We start from the raw sequence: 20,521 nt of genomic DNA, 5'->3' as shown, positions 1-20,521 counted from the left end.
TTCCATGTCTCAAGCTTTTCAGGAAATAGAATGTTTACTAGCTACAGTTCCCCTGTAGAGATTCAATTACAGGTGGCATAGCTCTATCGAAACCCGGCGGTGATTGACGTTGTGAAAAAAGACTCTCGACCGGCAATGCCTTGACTTTCAGATTGTCGAACGGGGAGTTCACCGATTCCTCGGCGGGATAGAAACTCAAACCTTCGATCATTCCATGAACCAGCACCCTGGACTTGGCAAGTTCCGCTCTACGCAAGAGCTTGGACAAAGTTTTCAGGGAAAACCAGATAACCCCAAGCAACTTGCGGGTGGAAAAGTATTTTCTGGCGATGAAGATATTGTTCCTGACGTGGTGCCGGTGAAATTTCAGTCTTGAAGGATTCTCTTCCTTGAGCAGGTTCTGGGCACCGCTCTTCTGGCGTACATGCTGAACCCTGCTGTTGCCGACAAGAAACCCCGGACGCTTGCGACTTATACGGAGGGTGTATTCATAGTCTTCTCCCCAAATGAACATCGAGGCTATGGGCAACCCATGACGGGTCAACACTGGACGGGGCACGAGAATCGAGACGAAAGTCGCTCGCTGTATGGGAATCAGGCCATGCTCGACCAAGGCAGGCCAGTTGCCGTAGCCGACCTCGTTCGTCAGCTGACTGACCTCGGGGGTATTGGTAACCTGGCTATGTTCCGTGTAAGCCGTCGACAAGAGATAGCTATGCTCGACGCCTTTCTGCGCCAGGAACTCATCCGCGTCGAGAAGACGCTGCAAGGCATCCGGCTCGGGAAAGACATCATCGTCCATCATCCATACGAAATCGGCGCCATGCTGGTAGGCCAGGCGAAACCCGGCATTGAAGCCACCCGCGGCTCCGATGTTGGCTGACAGCACGTAGGCTTTCAGGCCGGGATAGGCAGACTCGTTCAGCATCTGCCGGGTGCCATCCTCACTGGCGTTATCCACCACGATGACGCCATCGCAAGGCCGTGTCTGCGCATAGACGGCAGCCAGTGCCTTCTCGAGCAACTCCTTACGATTGTAAGTCAGGATGACCGCTACCACCTTCCCCATGTGATTCTCTCCCACCGGCACCTGCGTATTCAGACCATGACCTCACACTCATTTTTCAATAAAGAGGAAGTTCCTGATCGACAATCAAAGGCCAGTTTTTATCTTTTTCTGAAATTACCGTCACCGGAACGGGCCAATTTATGTTTAGCCTTTCATCGTTATATCGTAATCCCCGCTCGGCTTCGGGCGTATATGGCGCCGAAACCAGATAACTGACTTCCACGTTATCGGTCAGCGTCTGAAACGAGTGAGCGAAGCCTGGCGGCACATAGAGTTGATAAAAGTTCTTGTCTGTCAGCTCGAAAATCTGATGTTGCAGGTAAGTCGACGACTCCTCCCTGACATCGACAATAATGTCCACTATCGAACCACGCAGACAACGTATCAGCTTGGCTTCCCCATGCGGCCGTTTTTGATAGTGTAGTCCACGCAATGTGCCACGCTCGGATGAAAATGACGTATTTTGCTGTACGAACCGACTAATCAAACCCTGTTTTTCAAATTCTTCCTGACACATGGTGCGTGCAAAATAACCTCGCTGATCGCCTCTTGGCTCAAGTTCGATCAACCAGGCATCGTTCAATGTCGTCGGATGGAAAATCATCACATTCTCCCAGGAAAAGATATCAGCCAAACTCAGGCAAAGAGATGTTCCTGCTCGGCATAAAGGCGATCGATCAATCGGCCGGCAGGCACAACGACATCATCGAATGTCAGCGGCGTATCTTTCGCTACCGGCCTTGCCAGGCGGCAGCCCAGCGCCAACCCGACCGGTAACAGCTGTTCCTGGCGAATGGCCGTCATGTTCTCGGCCACGCCATACACCTCGAAGCCTCCGAACTCCTCGATCGTCTCGCCCTCGGCCAGATCCTTCTTGGCCACGGCAATGACCCCGACCTTCGGCCCCGCCCTGGGCGCCAGCACGGCATCATTGAACAGCACCGCCCGGGCCACGGAGGTCGGCACTTCGAAGTGGCACAGATGATACGGCGTGTAGAAGCAGTAATAGGGCCCCTTGCCCAGCTTGTAGAGCTCCAGGTAGTGCCGCTGCCTGGGGTTTTCCAACGTACCGAGGACGAACACGCCCGGCCCCGGTCGCGCTCCGACGACATAATCCACCAATCCGGGTCCATCGGGATTCAGGTGCGGTTCGAATGCCGATACGGTCTCTTCGATCGGTACCAGCGGCGAGCCGGGATTGCCATTCGAAAAATCCGGGCCGAGCATGCCACGCCGGGCCACTTGCATGTCCGTCCCATTGGCAACGATGGCCTGTTCGAACGAGATCTTGGTGCCATCGGCAAACGAGGCGACCATCGCCGGCTTCTGACCCCAGCGCTTGGCAAAGCTCTCCTGGGTGGCAGGGTTGCGATAGGGGTCGTGCAAGCCCTTGATATTGCCGCACAGCACCGGTGTCACGCCCAGGCCGGCCACGAAACGATACAGGTTCATCTGCACGCCTGGCTGATCGCCATCGGAAAATGTATAAATGACCCCGGCCGCATCCGCCTTGGCCTTGAGGATGGGACCGATGGTGCCGTCCAGCTCGGCATTCATCTGGATGACATGCTTGCCGCTTTCCAGCGCGGCCAGTACGGCATGGGCAGCAAATTCCACCGAGCCGGTCACCTCGATGATCGCATCGAGCCCGCCAGCGCGTGCCAGGGCGACGGCATCCTCGGTAACGGCCGGGCGGCCGGCAGCGATGGCGGCCTCCAGTTCGTCCTGGGTATCGCAATGCACCGGCTGGATATCGACTTGTCCGAAAACATTGATCGCCGCCGGCAGGTTACGGTTGGCGATGGCGCATAACTGCATTCCCGGTGTGGCGGTGATGATTTGCAGGCCGATACCGCTGGCCTGAAATCCGGCACCCACCATACCGACCCGAATGGGATTCCCTTCCGCCTGCCGCTTGGCAAGGCCAGTATCGATAATGATCATCTATAGTGTCGTCTGTTGAGAAGTGATCGGGCTTGGCGAGGCAGGGTCAATCGCTCCAGACCTTCCAGGGCGGATTGGTTTCCCAGGCCGTTTCCAGTACCCGCTTGTCGCGCAGCGAGTCCATGCACTGCCAATAGCCGTCGTGATGGTAGTAGCCCAGCTTGCCAAGCTTGACCATGCGCTCGAGGGGCTCGTTTTCCCATGTCGTCTGGCTATCGTCGATCAATTCGAAGACTTCCGGCTCGCAGACGAAGTAACCGCCATTGATCAAGCCGCCATCCTTCTCTCCCTTCTCCCGAAAGCCCTTGACGCGACTCGACCCCTCGTCGAATCGCAGGGCGCCGAAGCGGCCGGGCTGGGTGACCGCCGTCAAGGTGCACCAGTTACCCGCTGACTTATGGGTATCGATGAGTGCAGGAATGTTGATGTCGCTGACCCCATCGCCGTAAGTCAGGCAGAAAGAGCCATCCATCAGCAACGGCATCGCCTTCTTGAGGCGCCCTCCGGTCATGGCCCCATCCCCGGTATCTAGCACGGTCACTTTCCAGTCTTCATTGACGCTCTGGAGCCAATCAATGTTGCCGGTTTTCAAGTCGATGGTGTAATCGGTCAAGTTTCCGCGATAATTCAAGAAGTAATTGCGAATATAATCGACTTTATAACCACCCAGAATGACAAAGTCCTTGAAGCCATAATGGGCATACGTTTTCATGATGTGCCAGATTATTGGCCGACCACCGATTTCCACCATCGGCTTGGGACATATGGCAGTTTCCTCACTCAAGCGCGTGCCATAGCCGCCAGCAAATATGACCACTTTCATGATGCATCCCTCCGTGAGCATTTATCCGAAACGCTTGTTTCTTGGTTATTAGTGAGTCTGCCAATGCAGGCTTTCGGAAAGTCGGCCTTCTTCGATATGACGTTGCAGGACATGCAGGCGCATGAGAGGCGATGCCCGAAACTCCTTGTCGGCGAAGTTCATGCGTTTGAGCCCGTCGATCAGCCCATGGATCGAGTCCGCTAGCGTCATCTGCGGCTGATGATCGGGTGCCAGGCTGGCATAAAGATCGAAATTGACCTGGTAGGAACGGCTATCGACCGGGGCATCGGTATTGATACTGACCGTAGTGCCCGGCACCGCATCCGCCACGGCATGGGCCAGGTCCCGGACCTGATGATTGCGCGCGTTCGATCCGGTATTGACGCGCAGTATCCGGCCGCCGTTGCTTGCCTTGCGCTGTATCGCCCAATCGATGGCGCGAGCCATGTCGCTCACATCGATCAAGGGACGCCAAGGCGAACCATCGCTGAGCACCGTGATCTGCTTCTGGCTCAGGGCGCAGGCCACAAAATCATTGAGCACCAGATCGAGACGCAAGCGGTCGGACATGCCGCACGCCGTGGCAAAGCGCAGGCTGGTGATGACCATGTCCCCTTCGATGCCGGCCAGCGCTTCCTCGGCACCAATCTTGGACTTGGCATAGTCCGTCAGCGGGGCGATTTCATCCGTCTCGCAGCGCGGGCCACCCAAGGCAACGCCATACACGCTGCAACTCGAGGCAAAGACGTAGTTGCTGACCCCCGCCTTGGCTGCAGCCTGGGCGGTGGCAACCGTGGCATGCTGGTTGATTTCCGCAGTAGCTGCCGCGAAACGCGACCCCATCGGGTCATTGGAGACCGCAGCGAGCTGCACGACGGCATCGTAGCCCTCGAGCCGTTCTGGAGAAAGGGAACGCACATCACCGAAGAACTGGCACGCAAGGTAACGTTCGGGTAGATAATTCGCGCCGGTCAGGCAATGGGCAAAATATCCATTATCGTAACCATGAAGCGTGGCCGACGGGTGGGCCTGCGCCAACCCACGAACCACGGCGGCGCCCACATAGCCCATATTACCGATGATCAGTATTTTCACAGTTTTCCCTAGCTATCTTGTCGTTGGCGCTTTGCGAACTTCCGTGCAGCGCATCGTTATCAGCGAGTGCCGCCTTTCAATCCAGCCGGCGATGAACTCTCGCTCTGTTATGATCCCTACTCATTTAATTACGCACTGGTTGCACAACGGTCAAGGAAGTAACTTTCAATCACTTAATTTTCAAAAAAAGTAGCGATACTTGTCCTGTTGGCGTTATTAGCCAGATCAGTAGAGTTTTCTGGCGAGCCATTTCCACGTAGGGATTCCACTTTATGCCCTACCTAGCGGATAGCATGATGCGATCTCATCTTCCCCGTTACGTTGGGCTGGGCTATTTTTTAATAAAGAAAAACATAAACTGCTAAGCACTGTTGCAGGCTCCCATGACCGACAATCGCCAACCGTTCGTTAGCGTCATCATTCCCGTCTACAGGGATTGGCACAAAGCCGAGCAGTGTCTTGATGCCTTGTCCCTGCAGACCTATCCCCGGGATCGTTACGAAATCATCGTCGTGGACAATGACGAGAAAAGTGCCAACTACCGGCCGGACTTTCCCTGCCAGGTCATTCAAGAACCCAAGCCCGGCTCCTATGCGGCACGCAACGCTGCGTTGCAGATCGCCAAGGGCGACATCCTGGCCTTCACGGATGCCGACTGCCTGCCGGACAAGCACTGGCTGGAAGCCGCCGTGCACTGTCTAGATGAGAGAAAGGTCGATCGCGTTGCGGGTCACGTCGAGGTGTTCTTCCCCAGCTCGGGATATAACCTGGCGCACACCTACGAAAAGGCCTTCGCCTTCGACCAGAAAGGCTACGCGGCGGACGGCCACTCAGTGACCGCTAATCTGGTGACCTACCGGCGTGTCTTCGACCAGGTGGGGCATTTCAATCAGGAAATGATGTCGGGCGGGGATTTCGAATGGAATCGGCGGGCAACCCAACGGGGGTTCTCGCTGCACTACTGCGAAGACAGTATCGTCTATCATCCAGCCCGCGCCAGCATGGAAGAAGTGCGCAAGAAGGCCCTGCGGGTGGCGGGCGGTGAGCTCTATCGACTGCCACGCCTGTGGTTCCTGCGCGGTTTCATGCCGCCCATCGGTACCGCCCGCTCCCTGGCAGGCATGACAAACCTCACACTACTCGAAAAAGGCGTGGCCTTTCTGCTTGCCTACTATATAAAGGTCTGCAAGTTCAAAGCCATCGTGCTGATGAAAACCGGGCTGAGCAAACCCCTGCGCGTGTAAACGGCGCATGAGCCCAGCCCAGAACGCAAACGGGCCCCGCCGATAGTTCGGCGAGGGCCCGTTTGCTGCCCTTGTTAGGCGAGTAATAAAAAGGCACTCTAAGTAAAATTAAAACCGAAGCGATCCAGGTAGTGCCATGTGGGGAATCAGGCGGGAATTACAAGCTCAGCAATCCATTCAGGACCTGATTGCACGGGATGAACCGCTAAGCGGCACGTTACTGGCCATCTGCGAATTGACGAATTCAATGATCCCGAGCTCACTCAGCAAGGTGATGCTCTTCGATGGCGAGTCACAGACGCTTCGCTTCGCAGCAGGCAACCTGCCCGAGGCATGCCAACGGGACATGCGGACCCTGCCCATCGGTCCCAATGAGGACATCTGCTGTCGCGCCGCCTTTCTCAAGCAACTGGTGGTCAGCGAGGATGTACGCCACGACAGCTTCTCGTCGGTTCCCCATGAGTTCATCGAGCAGAATGGCCTGCGGGCATGCTGGGCCTACCCGGTGCTGTCCCGGGAGCGTGTCTTGCTGGGGACATTTGCCGTCTTCTACCGCGTCCCCGGCCCGCCCAGCCGGCGAGAAATCGACTTGATGTCACGCGCTACCGCCCTGGTTGCGTTAGCCATCGAGCGCGACGAGGCGCGGCAGGCCCACCGTATCACCCAGCAGCGTTACCAATCGCTATTCACCTGTCATCCAGATGGGGTGTTCTCTCTCGATCTGACCGGGCATGTCGAGGAGGTCAACCCGGCGGGCCTGGCCCTGACCGGATATACGCGGGACACGCTACTCGGTCAACACTTTTCCCGCTTCGTCGTTGCCGAGGACCTTCCCCGTGTCGACAAGGCGTTTCGCAACGCAGTGAAAGGGAAGCAGCAGCAATACAACATCAGGGCCATCAGTGCGAATGGCAATATCTACCCTGTCACTATCATCAACCTGCCGATCCTTGTAAACGAAGAGGTCGTCGGCGTTTACGGCATTGCGAGAAAGCCCTGAACGGCATGCCGTGAATCAGGCAGCCGCTGCGCTTTCCTTGAACCTGGCACTCGCCCCGTCGCTTCCGTCTGTTTTCTCTGCCGGCTCATTCATGAGGGCCAGCAAGGCCTCGCAGGCATTGTCCATCGCAGTCACGTCATCGTGACTCTTGTCGATGGCCTTATCGACCTTGTTATGCGCCTTGAGCAGGTCTCGTTGGATGTCCGCGAGGTCGCGATGCTGGCTCGTGTCTTCGTCGTTGACCATGGCGGTGGTCGCGGCATGCGCCTCACGCTGAAGGGATTTCACGGCGTCGCGGGCCTCTTGCTCCTGCTCGAGCGTGCGGGTATAGCGGCCCTTCCCCGCCTTGATCCGCTTGGCCACCTCGAGGATGGCATCGATGTTCTCGGTGATATGCTTCGCATCGGTCATGGTAGGCTCCCGAAAGGACAAGCGCTGGAATAGCGGATGGGCCTGGGCGGCAAACTGGCGCGGCCCGCGAGTGCCAGTGAGGATTGCCTGCAATGGCACAGGGCATTGTACTGCCAATACTGTACGCCCATACAGCACTTCGCTGCAACCTCGAACGCGGTGTCGGTCTTTCCCGACAGGAGCCTCGTCTTACTCCATGGCTTACTTCACCAGTTTCAATAGGGAACGGAACGCAGCGTGGTCGCTATGCCGCAGCCATTCGAAGATCACCATCTCGCTCGTAACCACCGTTGCCCCAGCCGCACTCGCCCTGGCGATGGCCACTTCACGATCCGAGGCACGCCGTGAACCGATGCCATCGGCGACCAGGCGGACCCGGTAGCCATGGGCCAGCAGCCCGAGCACTGTCTGCAGTACGCAGACATGCGCTTCGCAGCCGGCAACGATCAACTCGTCCCGCTGCGGATCAAGGCAGGTCAGAAAATCGGGCTGGCTAGTGGCGGCAAAATGCGTCTTGGTGATGGTCCGATCACATAACTGGCGAATGCGCGGATGGTTCGGCCCCAGGCCGTCAGGGTTCTGCTCCGTCCCCATCACAGGCACCCCCAGTTCGCTTGCCGCCCTGGCGAGCACGATGGCCCGCTCGAGCGCCGCCTCCCCTTCGTGTATGGCAGGCAACAACGCTTCCTGGAAGTCCACCAGAATCAGTACGGAACGTGCGGCATCACAAAGCTCAGCCATAACGCCTCCAAGGTAGAGTGACTGGCGCTGTATCGATATCCTCATGGTACGTTTATCTTCAAGCGTCAGCACATCGCTTCCGACAGGCAACTGCCAAGCTGAAAGCTACACTGACTTTCCTTCACGAAAAGAGAGAGCGACATGGACGAAACGAATCCGCCGTGGACCCGGCCCATGCCCGACGAGCAGTTCGACCTGATGCGCCGTATCCTGGCCGCGCCCAGCCCGGTCGGGCTGGAAGGCGCCATGACCTACGGGGTGCTCAAACCATATTTCGAGTCGTTTGCGCCTGACGACTGGCATATCCACCAGTTCAAGGGACATGCCGGCATCGTGCTGGATTCCCACCCGGGCCGGGATGACCTGCTCAAGGTCATGATCATCGGTCACGCCGACAAGATTCGCATGCAGGTGCGCAGCATCGGCGATGACGGCAAGATCTGGATCAATACCGATGCCTTCCTACCCACGGTCGTCGTCGGCCACGAGGTCAAGCTATTCAGTGAAGACCCGGAGAACCCCGGCAGCTATCGCACCATCGAGGGCGGCACGGTGGAGGCGCTGGGCGCCATCCATTTCGCCGATCCGGCAGTCCGCTCCGGCGAGAAAGGCATCAAGAAAGAGCAGATCTACCTGGATCTGCAGATTCATGGCGAGAACAAGAAACAGCAGGTGCTGAACCTGGGCGTGCGCCCCGGCGACTCCATCCTGCTGGACCGCCCCATCCGCCCCGGCTTCAGCCCCAACACCTTCTATGGCGCCTACCTGGATAACGGCCTGGGCTGCTTCGTCACGGCTGAGGTCGCGCGACTGATCGCCGAGGCCGGCGGCACCCGGCAGGTACGCATGCTCTACGCCATCGCCAGCTACGAAGAGATCGGCCGTTTCGGCAGCCGGGTGCTCGCCGGCGAGCTCAAGCCCGACGTGCTGATCGGCGTAGACGTGAACCACGACTACGTCGCCGCGCCGGGTATCGGCGACAAGCGCATGCAGCCACTGGAGATGGGCAAGGGCTTCACCCTGGCGGTGGGGGCGATTGCCAGCGAACAGTTGAACCGGATCATCGCGAGCACCGCGAAGCAGTACAACATCCCCATGCAACGCGACATCGTCGGCGCGGACACGGGCACCGACGGCATGGCCGGCGTACTCGCCGCCGTGGACTGTGCCGCCACATCTATCGGCTTCCCTATCCGCAACATGCACACGATCTCCGAGACCGGCAATACCCAGGACCTGCTGGCCGCCATTCATGGCCTGACCCGCACGATCCAGGCTCTGGACTCCCTGCCGGACCCGCATCGGGAATTCCTCGACAACCATCCGCGCCTGGACCAGGCCAATCCGCTGAATCATCAAGGGTCAGCCAAACCCGACGAGGAAAAGCCTGAATCCTGACGGACACACGCCACAATGCAAACGGGCCCCGCCGATGTCTCGGCGGGGCCCGTTGCTTGCAGCCTGAAATTTAAAAGGTTGGGGTTACATGCGCAGCAGCTCGCGCACGTCCTTGGCTTCCCAATGCGGGAAGTACTTGCGTACCAGCGCGTTGAGCTCGACCTCGAAGGCCTGCCAGTCGACGTCCCCGCTTGCCGCGCCCTGCCCGTCGGCCACGCCGCGGATCATTCCGGCCCCCACGGTGACGTTGGTCAGCCGGTCGATGACGATGAAACTCCCCGTGCCGGGGCTCTTGCGGTAGTCGTCGATGGGGACCGGCGCGGTCAGCTCGACCCGGCAACGGCCGATGACATTCAGGCCCAGTTGCTCGGCGTCATGATGTTCCAGCGTGTTGACATCGATCTGATAGTCGATGGCACTGACCTGCCCCGCCAGGTCGCGGGTGGCGAGCTTGAGGTCATACAGCTTGCCGGGTTGCAGCGCGTCCTCGTGCATCCACACGATGTCGGCGCTGAAGGCATTCGACAGCGGCACCTCGGCATCCGCCGCGACCAGCCAGTCGCCGCGCGAGATGTCGATCTCGTCGTTCAGGGTCACGGTGATCGCCTGGCCCGGGTAGGCGGCGTCGAGGTCGCCGTCGAAGGTGACGATGCGCTCGACCGTGGAGGCCTTGCCCGAGGGCAGCGCCTTGATCGCCTGGCCGGGACGCAGGATGCCGGCGGCCAGCGTGCCGCAGTAGCCGCGGAAGTCGAGGTTGGGGCGGTTGACGTACTGCACCGGCAGGCGCAGGTCGGTGAGGTTCTGGTCGCGGCTGATCTCGACGCCTTCGAGCAGCTCGAGCAGCGGCGGGCCGGCGTACCACGGCGTGTGTTCACTCGGATTGACGACATTGTCGCCCTCCAGCGCCGACAGCGGCACGAAGCGGATGTCGCGGGCGTCGAGCTTCTCGGCGAAGGCGCGGTACTCGGCGACGATCTCGTCGAAGCGCGCCTGGGAATAATCGACCAGGTCCATCTTGTTGACCGCAATCACCAGGTGCTGGATGCCCAGCAGATCGGCGATGAAGCTGTGGCGGCGGGTCTGGGTCTGCACGCCATGGCGGGCATCGATCAGGATCACCGCCAGGCTCGCCGTGGAGGCGCCGGTGGCCATGTTGCGGGTGTACTGCTCGTGCCCCGGGGTGTCGGCGATGATGAACTTGCGCTTGTCGGTGGAGAAGAAGCGGTACGCCACGTCGATGGTGATGCCCTGCTCGCGCTCGGACTGCAGGCCATCCACCAGCAGCGCCAGGTCGACCTTGTCGCCGGTGGTGCCGCTCTTCTTGGAATCCCGGGTGAGCGCAGCGAGCTGGTCCTCGTAGATCATCTTCGAGTCGTGCAGCAGGCGCCCGATCAGGGTCGACTTACCATCATCGACGCTGCCGCAGGTGATGAAGCGCAGCAGGTCCTTGTTCTCATGCTCGTGCAGGTACTGCTCGATGTTCTCGGCGATCAGGCTCGATTGGTGGGACATGACGAAACCTCAATAAAACAGGGAAAGGAGAAAGCGGAACCGGGGCTAGGCGGGGGAATGCGTCGTGGGAATGCCCGCCAGGCGAAACAGGTTGGGCAACGGCATCATCCAGATACCCAGGCGGCGCCACACGAACAGCAAGGCAATCACGTTCTGCAACACCAGCACACTGGCCAGGGCCAGCGCCGCGCCGAGTTCATCGAAAAGGGGAATCAGGATCATGAACAAGCCAATGCCGATGGCGTTGGCGCTCAGGGCGATGTTGCGCATCAACGCTTCATGGCCGGTCATGTTGAGCAGGAAACCGACCGAGCCCGTGGCCACGTTGACCAGTTGCGCAACGGCGATGATGCGCAGCAATGGCGCCGCCTGGACGAACTCGTCGCCCATCCAGCCCAGCACCCACTGCGGAACGACCAGGCACACCAACAGTAACGGCGAAGCCAGCAACGTGCCCAACAGGGCACCCTGCCGAGCCAGGCGGGCCAAGCCCTGATGGTTGCCTTCGTGGTAGAGCCTGGCGAAGCGCGGCGGAAAAATCGCGTTGATCACCATCAGGATAAACATTATCAGGAGGGCCATCTGCTGTGCCGACTTGAACAGGCCCAGCTCGCTGCTGGTCAGGAGGAAACCAGCAATCCAAATACTGACCACCGTCTGCAAGAATTCAGCAAGATTCAAGACAAAGAATGCTCGCGATGATCGATTAAATACCTGGCGCGACACGCACTCGGCGTCTTCCCAGGGCTGCTCTCGCCCTCGCTGCCATGCCAGCAGTTGCCAGGCCCCCTGAAGCACGACCAGCCAGGCTGCCACGGCAAAGGCCCAGCCGATGGCTATCACGCCGACCGCGGGAATAGCCCAGTGAAGGGCTAGCAGGACTCCCGCCGCCGCCAGCGAAATGGAGCCGTTTTCCAGTAGACACGCCGTCGCCGGCCTGCCGATACCCTTCATGAATCCGGCAAGCAGGAACGCCAGCGTGAACGCCGGGGTGGCGATGGCGATACCGATCAACACCTCGCTCAACGCCTGTGAACCGAACAGCCACTCGAACGTGTGCCGACCCAGGAAGATGACCACTGCAGCCACGATGCTCAGCCCCCCCGCCTTGCGTAGTCCCCAGCTCAGGTAGGTCAGCGTGTGACGGGAACGGGCATTCTGGCCTACGAAACGCATCAGCGCATTGTCCATCCCGTAGCGCGCCAGCAAGGCCGCGCCGAGAATGACACTTTGCGCCAGCGCAAAGGCCCCCACCCCCTCGGGGCCATACAGCCGCCCCAGCACGACGACGAGCAACAGGCTACCCAAGGCCGCAATGCCGCGCGCCACGAACGTACGAAACAGCGCCAGCGCCATTTCGCCTTTCAGGCGTGCCATCGCTTTGTGCATCACGTCAGAAATACCCCTCGCGCTTCTTGCGCTCCATGCTGCCCGCCTGGTCATGATCGATGGCCCGGCCCGAGCGCTCGCTGGTGCGGGTCAGCAGCATTTCCTGGATGATCTCGGGCAGCGTGGCGGCAGTCGATTCCACCGCCCCGGTCAGCGGATAGCAGCCCAGCGTGCGGAAACGCACCCACTTTTCCTGCGGGACTTCGCCGTCTTCCAGCGGCAGGCGCTCGTCGTCGACCATGATCTGCATGCCGTCGCGCTCGACCACCGGGCGCGGCGTAGTACAGCGGTACGATGGGAATCGACTCGAGATAGATGTACTGCCAGATATCCAGCTCGGTCCAGTTGGAGAGCGGGAATACGCGGATCGACTCGCCCTTGTTGACCTTGGCGTTGTAGATGTTCCACAGCTCGGGGCGCTGGTTCTTGGGGTCCCAGCGGTGGTAGCGGTCACGGAACGAGTAGACGCGCTCCTTGGCGCGCGAGGCCTCTTCGTCGCGGCGCGCGCCGCCGAAGGCGGCGTCGAAGCCGTACTTGTCCAGCGCCTGCTTGAGCGACTGGGTCTTCATGATGTCGGTGTACTTGGCGCTGCCGTGCTCGAACGGGTTGATGTTGGCGGCGCGCCCTTCCTCGTTGATGTGCTCGATTAGCTCCATCCCGGCTTCCGCGGCCATGCGATCGCGAAACTCGATCATCTCGCGGAATTTCCAGGTGGTGTTGACGTGCATCAGCGGGAACGGCGGCGTGCCCGGGTAGAAGGCCTTGCGCGCCAGGTGCAACATCACCGAGGAGTCCTTGCCGATGGAGTACAGCATCACCGGGTTGCGGAACTCGGCGGCGACTTCGCGGATGATGTGGATCGACTCCGCCTCGAGCTGCTTGAGGTGGGTCTGGCGTTCGGGTGACAGGAGCGCATCGTCCGTGCGCGCCAGAGGCGTTGCCTCGGGTGCGGGCTGGTTCATGAGGGTCGTCCTAGGGTGTACGGAAGGAAGTCGGCCGACAGGCAAGGCAGCGAGCGCGCCCCGCCTGACGGCCGATGGAGCGTCGATCAGAACTGCGTATTCAGGGCTTTCGCCAAGGCCTGCTTCCAGCGCTCGTCACGCTGACCACAGACAATGAAGTAGGGATTGAGCACGCTGTCCTGCTGGTTGCAGCGCAGCGGCTCCAGGGTATGCGCATCGAGCACTTCGCCACCGGCAGCGTTAACCACCGCCTGGGCGGCAGCCGTGTCCCATTCGCAGGTCGGCGCCAAGCGCGGGTACAGGTCGGCCTCGCCTTCGGCCACCAGGCACAGCTTGAGCGAGCTACCCATGGACACACGCTCGTTGTACGGCAGGTCGGCACAGAACGACTCGAACTCGGCGGCGCCATGCGAGCGGCTGCCGACCACCTTCCAAGGCTCGTGTTCGGGATCGGGCAAGGCACGCACACGGATGGCCTGAGGCTCCTCGCCCCGGATCTGCTTCCAGGCGCCCTCGCCCACCTGCCCCCACCAGGTCGTACCGCCATTCTCCAGCGCCGGCGCATGCACGATACCGAAGACCGGCACGCCGTTCTCGATCAAGGCCACGTTCAGGGTGAACTCGCCGCTTTTCTTGATGAACTCCTTGGTGCCATCGAGCGGGTCGATCAGCCAATAGCGCGCCCAACTGCCACGCGTCGCGTAGGGAATCTCGCCGGACTCCTCGGAGAGCACGGGTATCTGCGGGGTCTGGATCTTGAGCAGGTCGACCAGCGCATGATGCGAGGCCATATCGGCCTCGGTCAGCGGACTGTCGTCGGCCTTGGTCTGGATATCGAAGTCGCGACGGTAGATGGTCACTACCTCGCGGCCGGCCGACTCGACGCCGGCACGAATGGCATCGAGGCGTTGCGGTTTGGGTCGTTGTGTCACGCCACCTCCTCTTGTGGGTTGCGATACCCTTGCGGGTTACGGGACTGCCAGCGCCAAGTATCGGTCATCATCGCCTCCAGGCCACGCTCGGCTTTCCAGCCTAGTTCCTCGGCGGCCTTGGTCGGGTCGGCCCAGAACTCGGCGATATCGCCGGCGCGGCGCGGGGCTATCTTGTACGGAATCGGACGACCACAGGCCTTCTCGTAGGCAGCGACCATTTCCAGCACCGAATAGCCGGTACCGGTGCCCAGGTTCCAGACATTCACGCCGGGACGATTGGCCAGGGCTTCCATTGCCTTGAGGTGGCCTTCGGCCAGATCCATGACATGGATGTAGTCGCGAATGCCGGTACCGTCGCGGGTCGGGTAGTCATCGCCGAACACCGAGAGGCTCTCCAACCGGCCGACCGCCACCTGGCTGATGAACGGTACTAGGTTATTGGGAATGCCCTGCGGGTCTTCGCCAATCTGGCCGCTCTCGTGGGCCCCGACCGGGTTGAAGTAACGCAGCAGGGCCACCGACCACGCCCCGCCGGCACCGACCAGCGCCTGGAGCATCTGTTCCACCATCAACTTGGTCTGGCCGTAGGTGTTGGTCGGCGTACCGGTGGGCATGTCCTCGCGGAACACCGGCGTGCCAGGCTCGCCGTAAACCGTGGCCGACGAGCTGAACACGATACGATACACGCCGGCCGCGGCCATGGCCTGGAACAGGCACAGGCTACCCGACACATTGTTGTCGAAATAGGCGAGCGGCTTCTGCATGCTTTCACCCACCGCCTTGAGGCCTGCAAAGTGAATGACCGCATCGATATCATGCAGGGCGAACAGGCGATCCAGGCAGGCCCGGTCGCGGATATCCCCCTCGATGAACGGGACGGCCTGGCCCGCCAAGGCCTCGATGCGCCGCAGCGACTCGCGCGAGCTGTTGCAGAGGTTGTCCAGCACCACCACGTCGTGCCCTGCCCCCAACAGCGTCAGCACCGTGTGCGAGCCGATATACCCTGCGCCCCCGGTAACCAGAACTGTCATCCGTGCCTCCAATCAATTTTCCTTGTTAAGCGAGACTGCCGTCGTTTCAGCGTTTCTATTCACCCATAGATAGATGAGACAGCCCAGCCCTGCCCCGAGGGTATCCAGCAGGAAGTCTTCCAGTGACGGGGTTCTGCCGGGTATCCATGCTTGCAATAGCTCAACCACGGCACCTAGCACAAGCATGATCACCAGCGTACCGGCGACATGCAGGCGCGGCCACGCCCAGGGCAGGCAAAAGGCCATGGCCACGAACAGCATGAAATGCGCCACCGGCGGCACCGAGAACGGCAATCCCAGCCACACTTCGATGGTGTCACGCAATGCGCCGGGAATCAGCCCGCCCACGGCAAACAGCAAAAAGAAGAGAAAAAAGATGGCGGAAACCCACGCCAGGCGAGACCTAGTAGGCATTATCGTCCATGAAGCCCTTGAAGAGTGTCAGGAAGATTATCTTCAGGTCGAAGCCCAAACTCCAGTGACGAATATAGGCATGGTCGAATTCGATCCGCTTCTGCATCTTCTCCAAGGTATCGGTTTCGCCACGCCAGCCGTTGATCTGCGCCCAGCCGGTAATGCCCGGCTTCACCTTGTGACGCAGCATGTAGCCGCGTATCTGGCCGCGATACTCCTCGTTGTGCGCCACGGCGTGCGGGCGCGGCCCGACAATCGACATGCGCCCCTGCAGCACATTGATGAACTGGGGCAATTCATCCAGCGATGTCCGGCGCAGGAAGGCACCAAACGGCGTGATACGGCTATCATTGCGCGTCGCCTGAACGACCTTGTCGCCGTTTTCCATGACACGCATGGAGCGGAACTTGTAGACCTTGATGGGCCGGCCATCCAGTCCATAACGATTCTGGCGAAAGAGAACGGGCCCCGGCGAGGACAGCTTGACGCCTAACGCGATTATCAGCATCGGCAAGGCGATCAGGGCCATGATCAGCGAGCCCACCACGATATCCTCGACACGCTTCAATGAGCCGGACGGGCCATGGGCCGGCGTATCGTAGATGCTGACCGTCAATGTGCTGTTGATCGGCTCGATACGCGAGTAGATCAGATCCGCCACGAGCAGGTCGGGCACGATATACAACGAGACGGTAGTATCGGACAGGGCATCGATCAACTCACGGATCTCGGCCTGACGATGGAGCCCCCAGGTAATGTAGATACGGTCCAGCTTATGATTGTGGGCAATCTCGATGACCTGCTCGACATCGCTCATTGGCTCCAGCCCTTCCGGGCGGTTTTCGTTCGCCTCACGGGCATGCAGTGCGAACTGCCCGACCACATTGAAGCCCATCCAGGGTGCGGCATTGAAAGAGGCAGACAGCTTATCCGCCACCTCGCCACAACCGACAATCGCGACATTGCGGGTATTGAAGCCCAGTTCACGCAGCCGATGCAGTACCACGCGCAGCAGGCTACGGTAGAGCAGCATGCCGCCGCCCACGGCGATGCCCCACGGCAACAGCAGATCATACGTATGCGCCGTGTCGCGAAAGACCAACAGCGCCAAGGTAAGCACGACGCCAAAGACGACCAGCCACAGTAGACCGACTACGAGCAATTCACGACCAAGCGAGTGCACACGCCAGGAACCATAAAAATTGCCGGTACTCGCGCCGATCTGATAGAAGAACCAAGCTGCAAAGCCATAGACCAGCAGCCACTCCAAGCCGATGGCATCGGGGTGATAAAGCCCCAGGGCAACGATCCCGCCAATGATCAGCGTTGCATCCAGAATACGTTGCGCCACCCCGAGATGCGAGGAGTGACGTTGCAGTAAACCACGAGCGACTTGGTGCTCGCTCATTCCTCCTGCAGCTATCGTTTCCATGTTATTTTCCCCTTTATTCCCTTGAGCGACTTCTAGATGTACTTATTGGCAACTAAATATGAAATCACTTGTTCGGCGGCTGCGTCTGGATCAATACCATCATTGATGATATGAACTTCTGGCGATTGCGGCGCTTCGTAAGGTGAGTCGATCCCCGTAAAGTTCTTGATCAGCCCATCCCTCGCTCGTTGGTACAACCCTTTGGGGTCACGCCTCTCACAAGTCGTCAAGGGCGTATCCACAAAAACTTCGATGAAATCATTTCCCCCTAGCAACTCACGCACACTTTGTCGTTCAGAGCGGAAGGGAGAAATAAATGCCGATAGCGTAATGATACCGGCATCAACGAACAGACGTGACATTTCACCGATACGCCGAATGTTCTCGATACGATCCTCATCGGTAAAACCCAAGTCGCGATTCATGCCCTTGCGTACGTTATCGCCATCCAGCAGATAGGTACGCTTGCCCATGGCATGAAGTTTTTCTTCGACCAGACCGGCGACCGTCGATTTGCCCGAACCACTGAGACCAGTGAACCACAACAAACAAGCGCGATGCTCGTTCTGCAGTTCACGGTCTTCACGACACACTTTATGGGCGTGCCATACGACATCACTTCCCATTTACCACCCTCATGTACTTGAAATAATGAAAAACCCCTCGCGGGTAGATTAATACATAACGCTTCCATAATCTCTTGGGCTCTTTTAACATCCTATATGCCCAACGTATGTTAAACTTATTTACCCAATTAGGGTAATAGGATTTCCCATCAGAACTTACAAGTTGATCCAAAAAACCACCACATGTAAACCCTACACCTTTCCAACCTCTAGCCTTCAGGCTGATCAAGAAATTCTCTTGTAAGGGTGTGCCCATTGATACAACTACAGCATCATGCTTCAAAACCTCGCTAACAACATCTTCTAGTTCATAATCATTCAGAAAACCGTGACTAACAAACCCTACATGAACGCCATATTTATCACTAACTATTTTTTTTGCAGACAGTGAAACTTCTTTTTTTGAGCCCACCAAAGCAATTTTAAGACGATTCAATTTGCAATGCTCAAAAAAAGGTGAAGCCAAGGAAGTGTCATCGAAACTAATGCGAGACACCTCATTATTTTTTCTTGAAAATAAATTATGCAATTTAACCAAGGATATGCCATCAAAACCATATTTTATATCATTTATTAATTCGGGATTATGCTTTGAATTATTCACAATCAGCCTGAATGAATAAGGATTTACAAAGCTATAAAACCCGCTTGAAAAATCCACATCATTTTCATTTCTCAAGATATTCACATTACGTCCTTTTTAATGAAAAAGAAAATATCAATAAAAATATTGATACTGTTGATAGATAAATAACACCCATAGGAAAGCCTTGAAGGGTTACTAATGCAAAGAAAGCTAAAGAACTTCTATCTTTTACATAAGAAAAGAAAAAAATAATCCAAAATATAAAAGTAAGCCCGACTCCCCATGTCAATATCAGCCTAAGCCACATTCCATGATAATTAAAAGGATGCAATCCTACGCCATTCCATGTTCCTTCTGTTTGATGACTAATAAACCATCCAATATAAGGGTCTTCGTAAGCTATTGGAACTCCAGGAAATATACCCAGCATTTTTTCAAAAAAAGACAAATACTCATATTGATAAAAAAAACTGAAAAGCATCTTAAACCTATCCACTGAATCAATAGTATTTACATTTGAGACTTCCAGCCTTGAATAAACAACCAAAATGGAAACGGAAAACAATGCAATAAGAACTAGTATTTTTGGAAAGTTTTTTTTATCCAATACAAAAATAAAAGTAATAACCAAAAAACACAAAAGCCCCGTTTTTGATTGAGACGCCATGGTTGCAAGGAAGTAAAGAAAATAATCCTCATTCATCTTTCCTTCTTTTATTTTCAGATAAGCTATCAACCCCAACAAAACAATAAAATTGTCGTAATTTGCCTCATCAGCCAATTTAGGCCTAATAGGAAAGCCATGAATCAAAATCAAAAAAGCAAAGTTTGCTATCACTAACCAAGAGAAAATTTTTGTGTACTTAACCCAATCAACAAGGGTCGGAGGCTCTTTGTTTCGCAACCATAGAAATACAAAAAAACAGTAAACAAATGGCTTAAACTCCATAAAAAAAGAAAATGCCTGAAAATTATCAAAATAACCAACCTCCATATGGTAGAAAAGAAACTTCCAGACTAAAAATATGAACAAAAAAACAGCACTATAAAACAAATATTTTAGCTGACTATCAGCCTTCATCTTCTCCATAACAAAAAAAGGGAGCATGCAAACAATTGAAAAAACTATAAATGCATCGTATATTTTCTTCCCTTCCGTAAAATCTCCCTCATTTGCAAAAAAGAAAAACAGCGGCCCTAAAAAAACACCTAAGAAAAGAACTCTATTGTTTTTGGACAACAGAAAGCTTTTACTAAAAGTTATGCGAGGCATTCAAACTTCTTCTTTAGTCTATCAAAAAAACCTAATTTCCACCCCTTCCCCCAATGATGTATTGCATAAGTATTTTCCGTAACGTACTTATTCATTAAAAATTTTCTATCATGCTTGGCGTAAGGGTTGTAAGGATAAAAATACTCTTCAGGACAAGTAAAAAAATCGTTATCACTTAAGTATTTTTCCGCACAAACACTAGCAACTTCTGGCGCAATCAAATATGGCTTATTATTAGCAAACCTCTCTTCCATAAGCTCTCTACAATCCTTTATAAAAGGATGACCGGCAACCGCTCCCAAAACTGCAGTATTAAGCCTACCAACATCTTCATATCCCAAAAAACAACTATATTTCAAGAGAGAATCAAAAGACTTAATTACTTCAATGTCAGTATCTAGATAAACACCACCATGCTGTTCAATAGCGCGAAGCCTTATGTAGTCAGAAACAAACGCCCATTTTTTATTTTTTATAGCATACGACAGGAATGGAGTATCAATAGAGATGTTATCTTCAGTCCACAAGAATATCTCGTACTCTGGCATATTAGCTCCCCAAGTACTTATGCACTCTTTATACAATTCAGGGAGTTCACCTTTACCAAACCAACAATAATGTAGCTTCTTAGGTACCATA

At 56.5% G+C, this 20,521-nt stretch carries 20 protein-coding genes and 1 pseudogene; 3 read left to right on the top strand and 18 right to left on the bottom strand.

The window, feature by feature from the left end:
* Positions 1-37 precede the first annotated feature (37 nt).
* From BM194_RS03790 to BM194_RS03770, 5 genes are read right to left on the bottom strand one after another with little or no spacing between them, the layout of a single operon-like run.
* On the bottom strand, positions 38-1,069 hold the full coding sequence (locus BM194_RS03790) for a glycosyltransferase family 2 protein (RefSeq protein WP_092843820.1): 1,032 nt from the start codon (positions 1,067-1,069) through the stop codon (positions 38-40).
* Between the two features lie 55 nt (positions 1,070-1,124).
* Positions 1,125-1,673 carry a dTDP-4-dehydrorhamnose 3,5-epimerase gene (gene rfbC, locus BM194_RS03785; RefSeq protein WP_092844312.1) on the bottom strand — a complete coding sequence of 183 codons (549 nt, stop codon included), beginning with the start codon at positions 1,671-1,673 and terminating at the stop codon, positions 1,125-1,127.
* Positions 1,674-1,705: 32 nt separating this feature from the next.
* On the bottom strand, positions 1,706-3,013 hold the full coding sequence (locus BM194_RS03780; protein ID WP_092843818.1) for an NAD(P)H-dependent oxidoreductase: 1,308 nt from the start codon (positions 3,011-3,013) through the stop codon (positions 1,706-1,708).
* Positions 3,014-3,059: 46 nt separating this feature from the next.
* A complete protein-coding gene (rfbF, locus tag BM194_RS03775) occupies positions 3,060-3,836 on the bottom strand; it encodes a glucose-1-phosphate cytidylyltransferase (RefSeq protein WP_092843816.1) in 777 nt (258 codons plus the stop codon).
* A 48-nt stretch (positions 3,837-3,884) separates the two neighbouring features.
* Positions 3,885-4,931: an NAD-dependent epimerase/dehydratase family protein gene (locus BM194_RS03770; RefSeq protein WP_092843814.1), complete on the bottom strand. Its 1,047-nt coding sequence runs from the start codon at positions 4,929-4,931 to the stop codon at positions 3,885-3,887.
* Between the two features lie 383 nt (positions 4,932-5,314).
* Here BM194_RS03770 and BM194_RS03765 point away from each other — a divergent pair, with 383 nt between their 5' ends.
* A complete protein-coding gene (locus tag BM194_RS03765) occupies positions 5,315-6,175 on the top strand; it encodes a glycosyltransferase family 2 protein (protein ID WP_092843812.1) in 861 nt (286 codons plus the stop codon).
* A gap of 136 nt (positions 6,176-6,311) precedes the next feature.
* The gene (locus BM194_RS03760; protein ID WP_092843810.1) at positions 6,312-7,175 is read left to right on the top strand and encodes a PAS domain S-box protein; all 864 of its coding nucleotides are present in this window, start codon (positions 6,312-6,314) and stop codon (positions 7,173-7,175) included.
* Between the two features lie 15 nt (positions 7,176-7,190).
* Here BM194_RS03760 and BM194_RS03755 read toward each other — a convergent pair whose 3' ends face one another.
* Together BM194_RS03755 and BM194_RS03750 are read right to left on the bottom strand one after the other, a co-directional pair.
* A complete protein-coding gene (locus BM194_RS03755; protein ID WP_092843808.1) occupies positions 7,191-7,586 on the bottom strand; it encodes a hypothetical protein in 396 nt (131 codons plus the stop codon).
* Positions 7,587-7,787: 201 nt separating this feature from the next.
* Positions 7,788-8,327 carry an isochorismatase family protein gene (locus BM194_RS03750; RefSeq protein ID WP_092843806.1) on the bottom strand — a complete coding sequence of 180 codons (540 nt, stop codon included), beginning with the start codon at positions 8,325-8,327 and terminating at the stop codon, positions 7,788-7,790.
* Between the two features lie 141 nt (positions 8,328-8,468).
* On the opposite strand from BM194_RS03750, the gene BM194_RS03745 reads away from it, so the two are divergent.
* Complete coding sequence (locus tag BM194_RS03745; RefSeq protein WP_092843804.1) at positions 8,469-9,725, top strand: M20/M25/M40 family metallo-hydrolase; 1,257 nt, start codon at positions 8,469-8,471, stop codon at positions 9,723-9,725.
* Positions 9,726-9,809: 84 nt separating this feature from the next.
* Here BM194_RS03745 and cysN read toward each other — a convergent pair whose 3' ends face one another.
* From cysN to BM194_RS03690, 11 genes and pseudogenes are all read right to left on the bottom strand, one after another.
* Positions 9,810-11,237 carry a sulfate adenylyltransferase subunit CysN gene (gene cysN, locus BM194_RS03740; RefSeq protein ID WP_092843802.1) on the bottom strand — a complete coding sequence of 476 codons (1,428 nt, stop codon included), beginning with the start codon at positions 11,235-11,237 and terminating at the stop codon, positions 9,810-9,812.
* Positions 11,238-11,282: 45 nt separating this feature from the next.
* Complete coding sequence (locus tag BM194_RS03735) at positions 11,283-12,626, bottom strand: lipopolysaccharide biosynthesis protein (RefSeq protein WP_244890878.1); 1,344 nt, start codon at positions 12,624-12,626, stop codon at positions 11,283-11,285.
* Positions 12,627-12,630: 4 nt separating this feature from the next.
* Positions 12,631-13,588 (bottom strand): annotated as a pseudogene (gene cysD / locus BM194_RS03730) (sulfate adenylyltransferase subunit CysD).
* An 86-nt stretch (positions 13,589-13,674) separates the two neighbouring features.
* On the bottom strand, positions 13,675-14,520 hold the full coding sequence (gene cysQ, locus BM194_RS03725) for a 3'(2'),5'-bisphosphate nucleotidase CysQ (RefSeq protein WP_092843798.1): 846 nt from the start codon (positions 14,518-14,520) through the stop codon (positions 13,675-13,677).
* Positions 14,517-15,551: a UDP-glucose 4-epimerase GalE gene (gene galE / locus BM194_RS03720; protein ID WP_092844310.1), complete on the bottom strand. Its 1,035-nt coding sequence runs from the start codon at positions 15,549-15,551 to the stop codon at positions 14,517-14,519. Before galE ends, cysQ begins: the two co-directional genes overlap by 4 nt.
* 12 nt (positions 15,552-15,563) lie before the next feature.
* On the bottom strand, positions 15,564-15,965 hold the full coding sequence (locus BM194_RS03715) for a VanZ family protein (protein ID WP_092843796.1): 402 nt from the start codon (positions 15,963-15,965) through the stop codon (positions 15,564-15,566).
* Entirely contained in the window at positions 15,955-17,397 is a 1,443-nt protein-coding gene (locus tag BM194_RS03710; protein ID WP_218155354.1) for an undecaprenyl-phosphate glucose phosphotransferase, read from the bottom strand. Before BM194_RS03710 ends, BM194_RS03715 begins: the two co-directional genes overlap by 11 nt.
* Before the next feature lie 32 nt (positions 17,398-17,429).
* On the bottom strand, positions 17,430-18,023 hold the full coding sequence (gene cysC, locus BM194_RS03705) for an adenylyl-sulfate kinase (protein ID WP_092843792.1): 594 nt from the start codon (positions 18,021-18,023) through the stop codon (positions 17,430-17,432).
* A complete protein-coding gene (locus BM194_RS03700; RefSeq protein WP_092843790.1) occupies positions 18,013-18,711 on the bottom strand; it encodes a WecB/TagA/CpsF family glycosyltransferase in 699 nt (232 codons plus the stop codon). Before BM194_RS03700 ends, cysC begins: the two co-directional genes overlap by 11 nt.
* A 1-nt stretch (position 18,712) precedes the next feature.
* Positions 18,713-19,882 (bottom strand): hypothetical protein, encoded by a 1,170-nt coding sequence (locus tag BM194_RS03695; protein ID WP_092843788.1) that lies wholly within the window; start codon positions 19,880-19,882, stop codon positions 18,713-18,715.
* The gene (locus tag BM194_RS03690; RefSeq protein WP_092843786.1) at positions 19,870-20,520 is read right to left on the bottom strand and encodes a glycosyltransferase; all 651 of its coding nucleotides are present in this window, start codon (positions 20,518-20,520) and stop codon (positions 19,870-19,872) included. Before BM194_RS03690 ends, BM194_RS03695 begins: the two co-directional genes overlap by 13 nt.
* Between the last annotated feature and the right edge of the window lies 1 nt (position 20,521).

It is taken from the genome of Modicisalibacter xianhensis (assembly GCF_900113605.1).
GTDB lineage: Bacteria > Pseudomonadota > Gammaproteobacteria > Pseudomonadales > Halomonadaceae > Modicisalibacter > Modicisalibacter xianhensis.
This window is presented reverse-complemented; position numbering and strand designations above follow the sequence as displayed.

Bases quoted from the DNA above. Each gene is read 5' to 3' on its own strand.
- BM194_RS03745 (WP_092843804.1), top strand. From the start codon at position 8,469: ATGGACGAAACGAATCCGCCGTGGACCCGGCCCATGCCCGACGAGCAG.
- cysN (WP_092843802.1), bottom strand. From the start codon at position 11,237: ATGTCCCACCAATCGAGCCTGATCGCCGAGAACATCGAGCAGTACCTG.
- galE (WP_092844310.1), bottom strand. From the start codon at position 15,551: ATGACAGTTCTGGTTACCGGGGGCGCAGGGTATATCGGCTCGCACACG.
- BM194_RS03690 (WP_092843786.1), bottom strand. From the start codon at position 20,520: ATGGTACCTAAGAAGCTACATTATTGTTGGTTTGGTAAAGGTGAACTC.
- BM194_RS03750 (WP_092843806.1), bottom strand. From the start codon at position 8,327: ATGGCTGAGCTTTGTGATGCCGCACGTTCCGTACTGATTCTGGTGGAC.
- BM194_RS03755 (WP_092843808.1), bottom strand. From the start codon at position 7,586: ATGACCGATGCGAAGCATATCACCGAGAACATCGATGCCATCCTCGAG.
- BM194_RS03780 (WP_092843818.1), bottom strand. From the start codon at position 3,013: ATGATCATTATCGATACTGGCCTTGCCAAGCGGCAGGCGGAAGGGAAT.
- BM194_RS03715 (WP_092843796.1), bottom strand. From the start codon at position 15,965: ATGCCTACTAGGTCTCGCCTGGCGTGGGTTTCCGCCATCTTTTTTCTC.
- BM194_RS03735 (WP_244890878.1), bottom strand. From the start codon at position 12,626: ATGCACAAAGCGATGGCACGCCTGAAAGGCGAAATGGCGCTGGCGCTG.
- BM194_RS03695 (WP_092843788.1), bottom strand. From the start codon at position 19,882: ATGCCTCGCATAACTTTTAGTAAAAGCTTTCTGTTGTCCAAAAACAAT.
- rfbF (WP_092843816.1), bottom strand. From the start codon at position 3,836: ATGAAAGTGGTCATATTTGCTGGCGGCTATGGCACGCGCTTGAGTGAG.
- rfbC (WP_092844312.1), bottom strand. From the start codon at position 1,673: ATGATTTTCCATCCGACGACATTGAACGATGCCTGGTTGATCGAACTT.
- BM194_RS03790 (WP_092843820.1), bottom strand. From the start codon at position 1,069: ATGGGGAAGGTGGTAGCGGTCATCCTGACTTACAATCGTAAGGAGTTG.
- BM194_RS03760 (WP_092843810.1), top strand. From the start codon at position 6,312: ATGTGGGGAATCAGGCGGGAATTACAAGCTCAGCAATCCATTCAGGAC.
- BM194_RS03710 (WP_218155354.1), bottom strand. From the start codon at position 17,397: ATGGAAACGATAGCTGCAGGAGGAATGAGCGAGCACCAAGTCGCTCGT.
- cysC (WP_092843792.1), bottom strand. From the start codon at position 18,023: ATGGGAAGTGATGTCGTATGGCACGCCCATAAAGTGTGTCGTGAAGAC.
- BM194_RS03765 (WP_092843812.1), top strand. From the start codon at position 5,315: ATGACCGACAATCGCCAACCGTTCGTTAGCGTCATCATTCCCGTCTAC.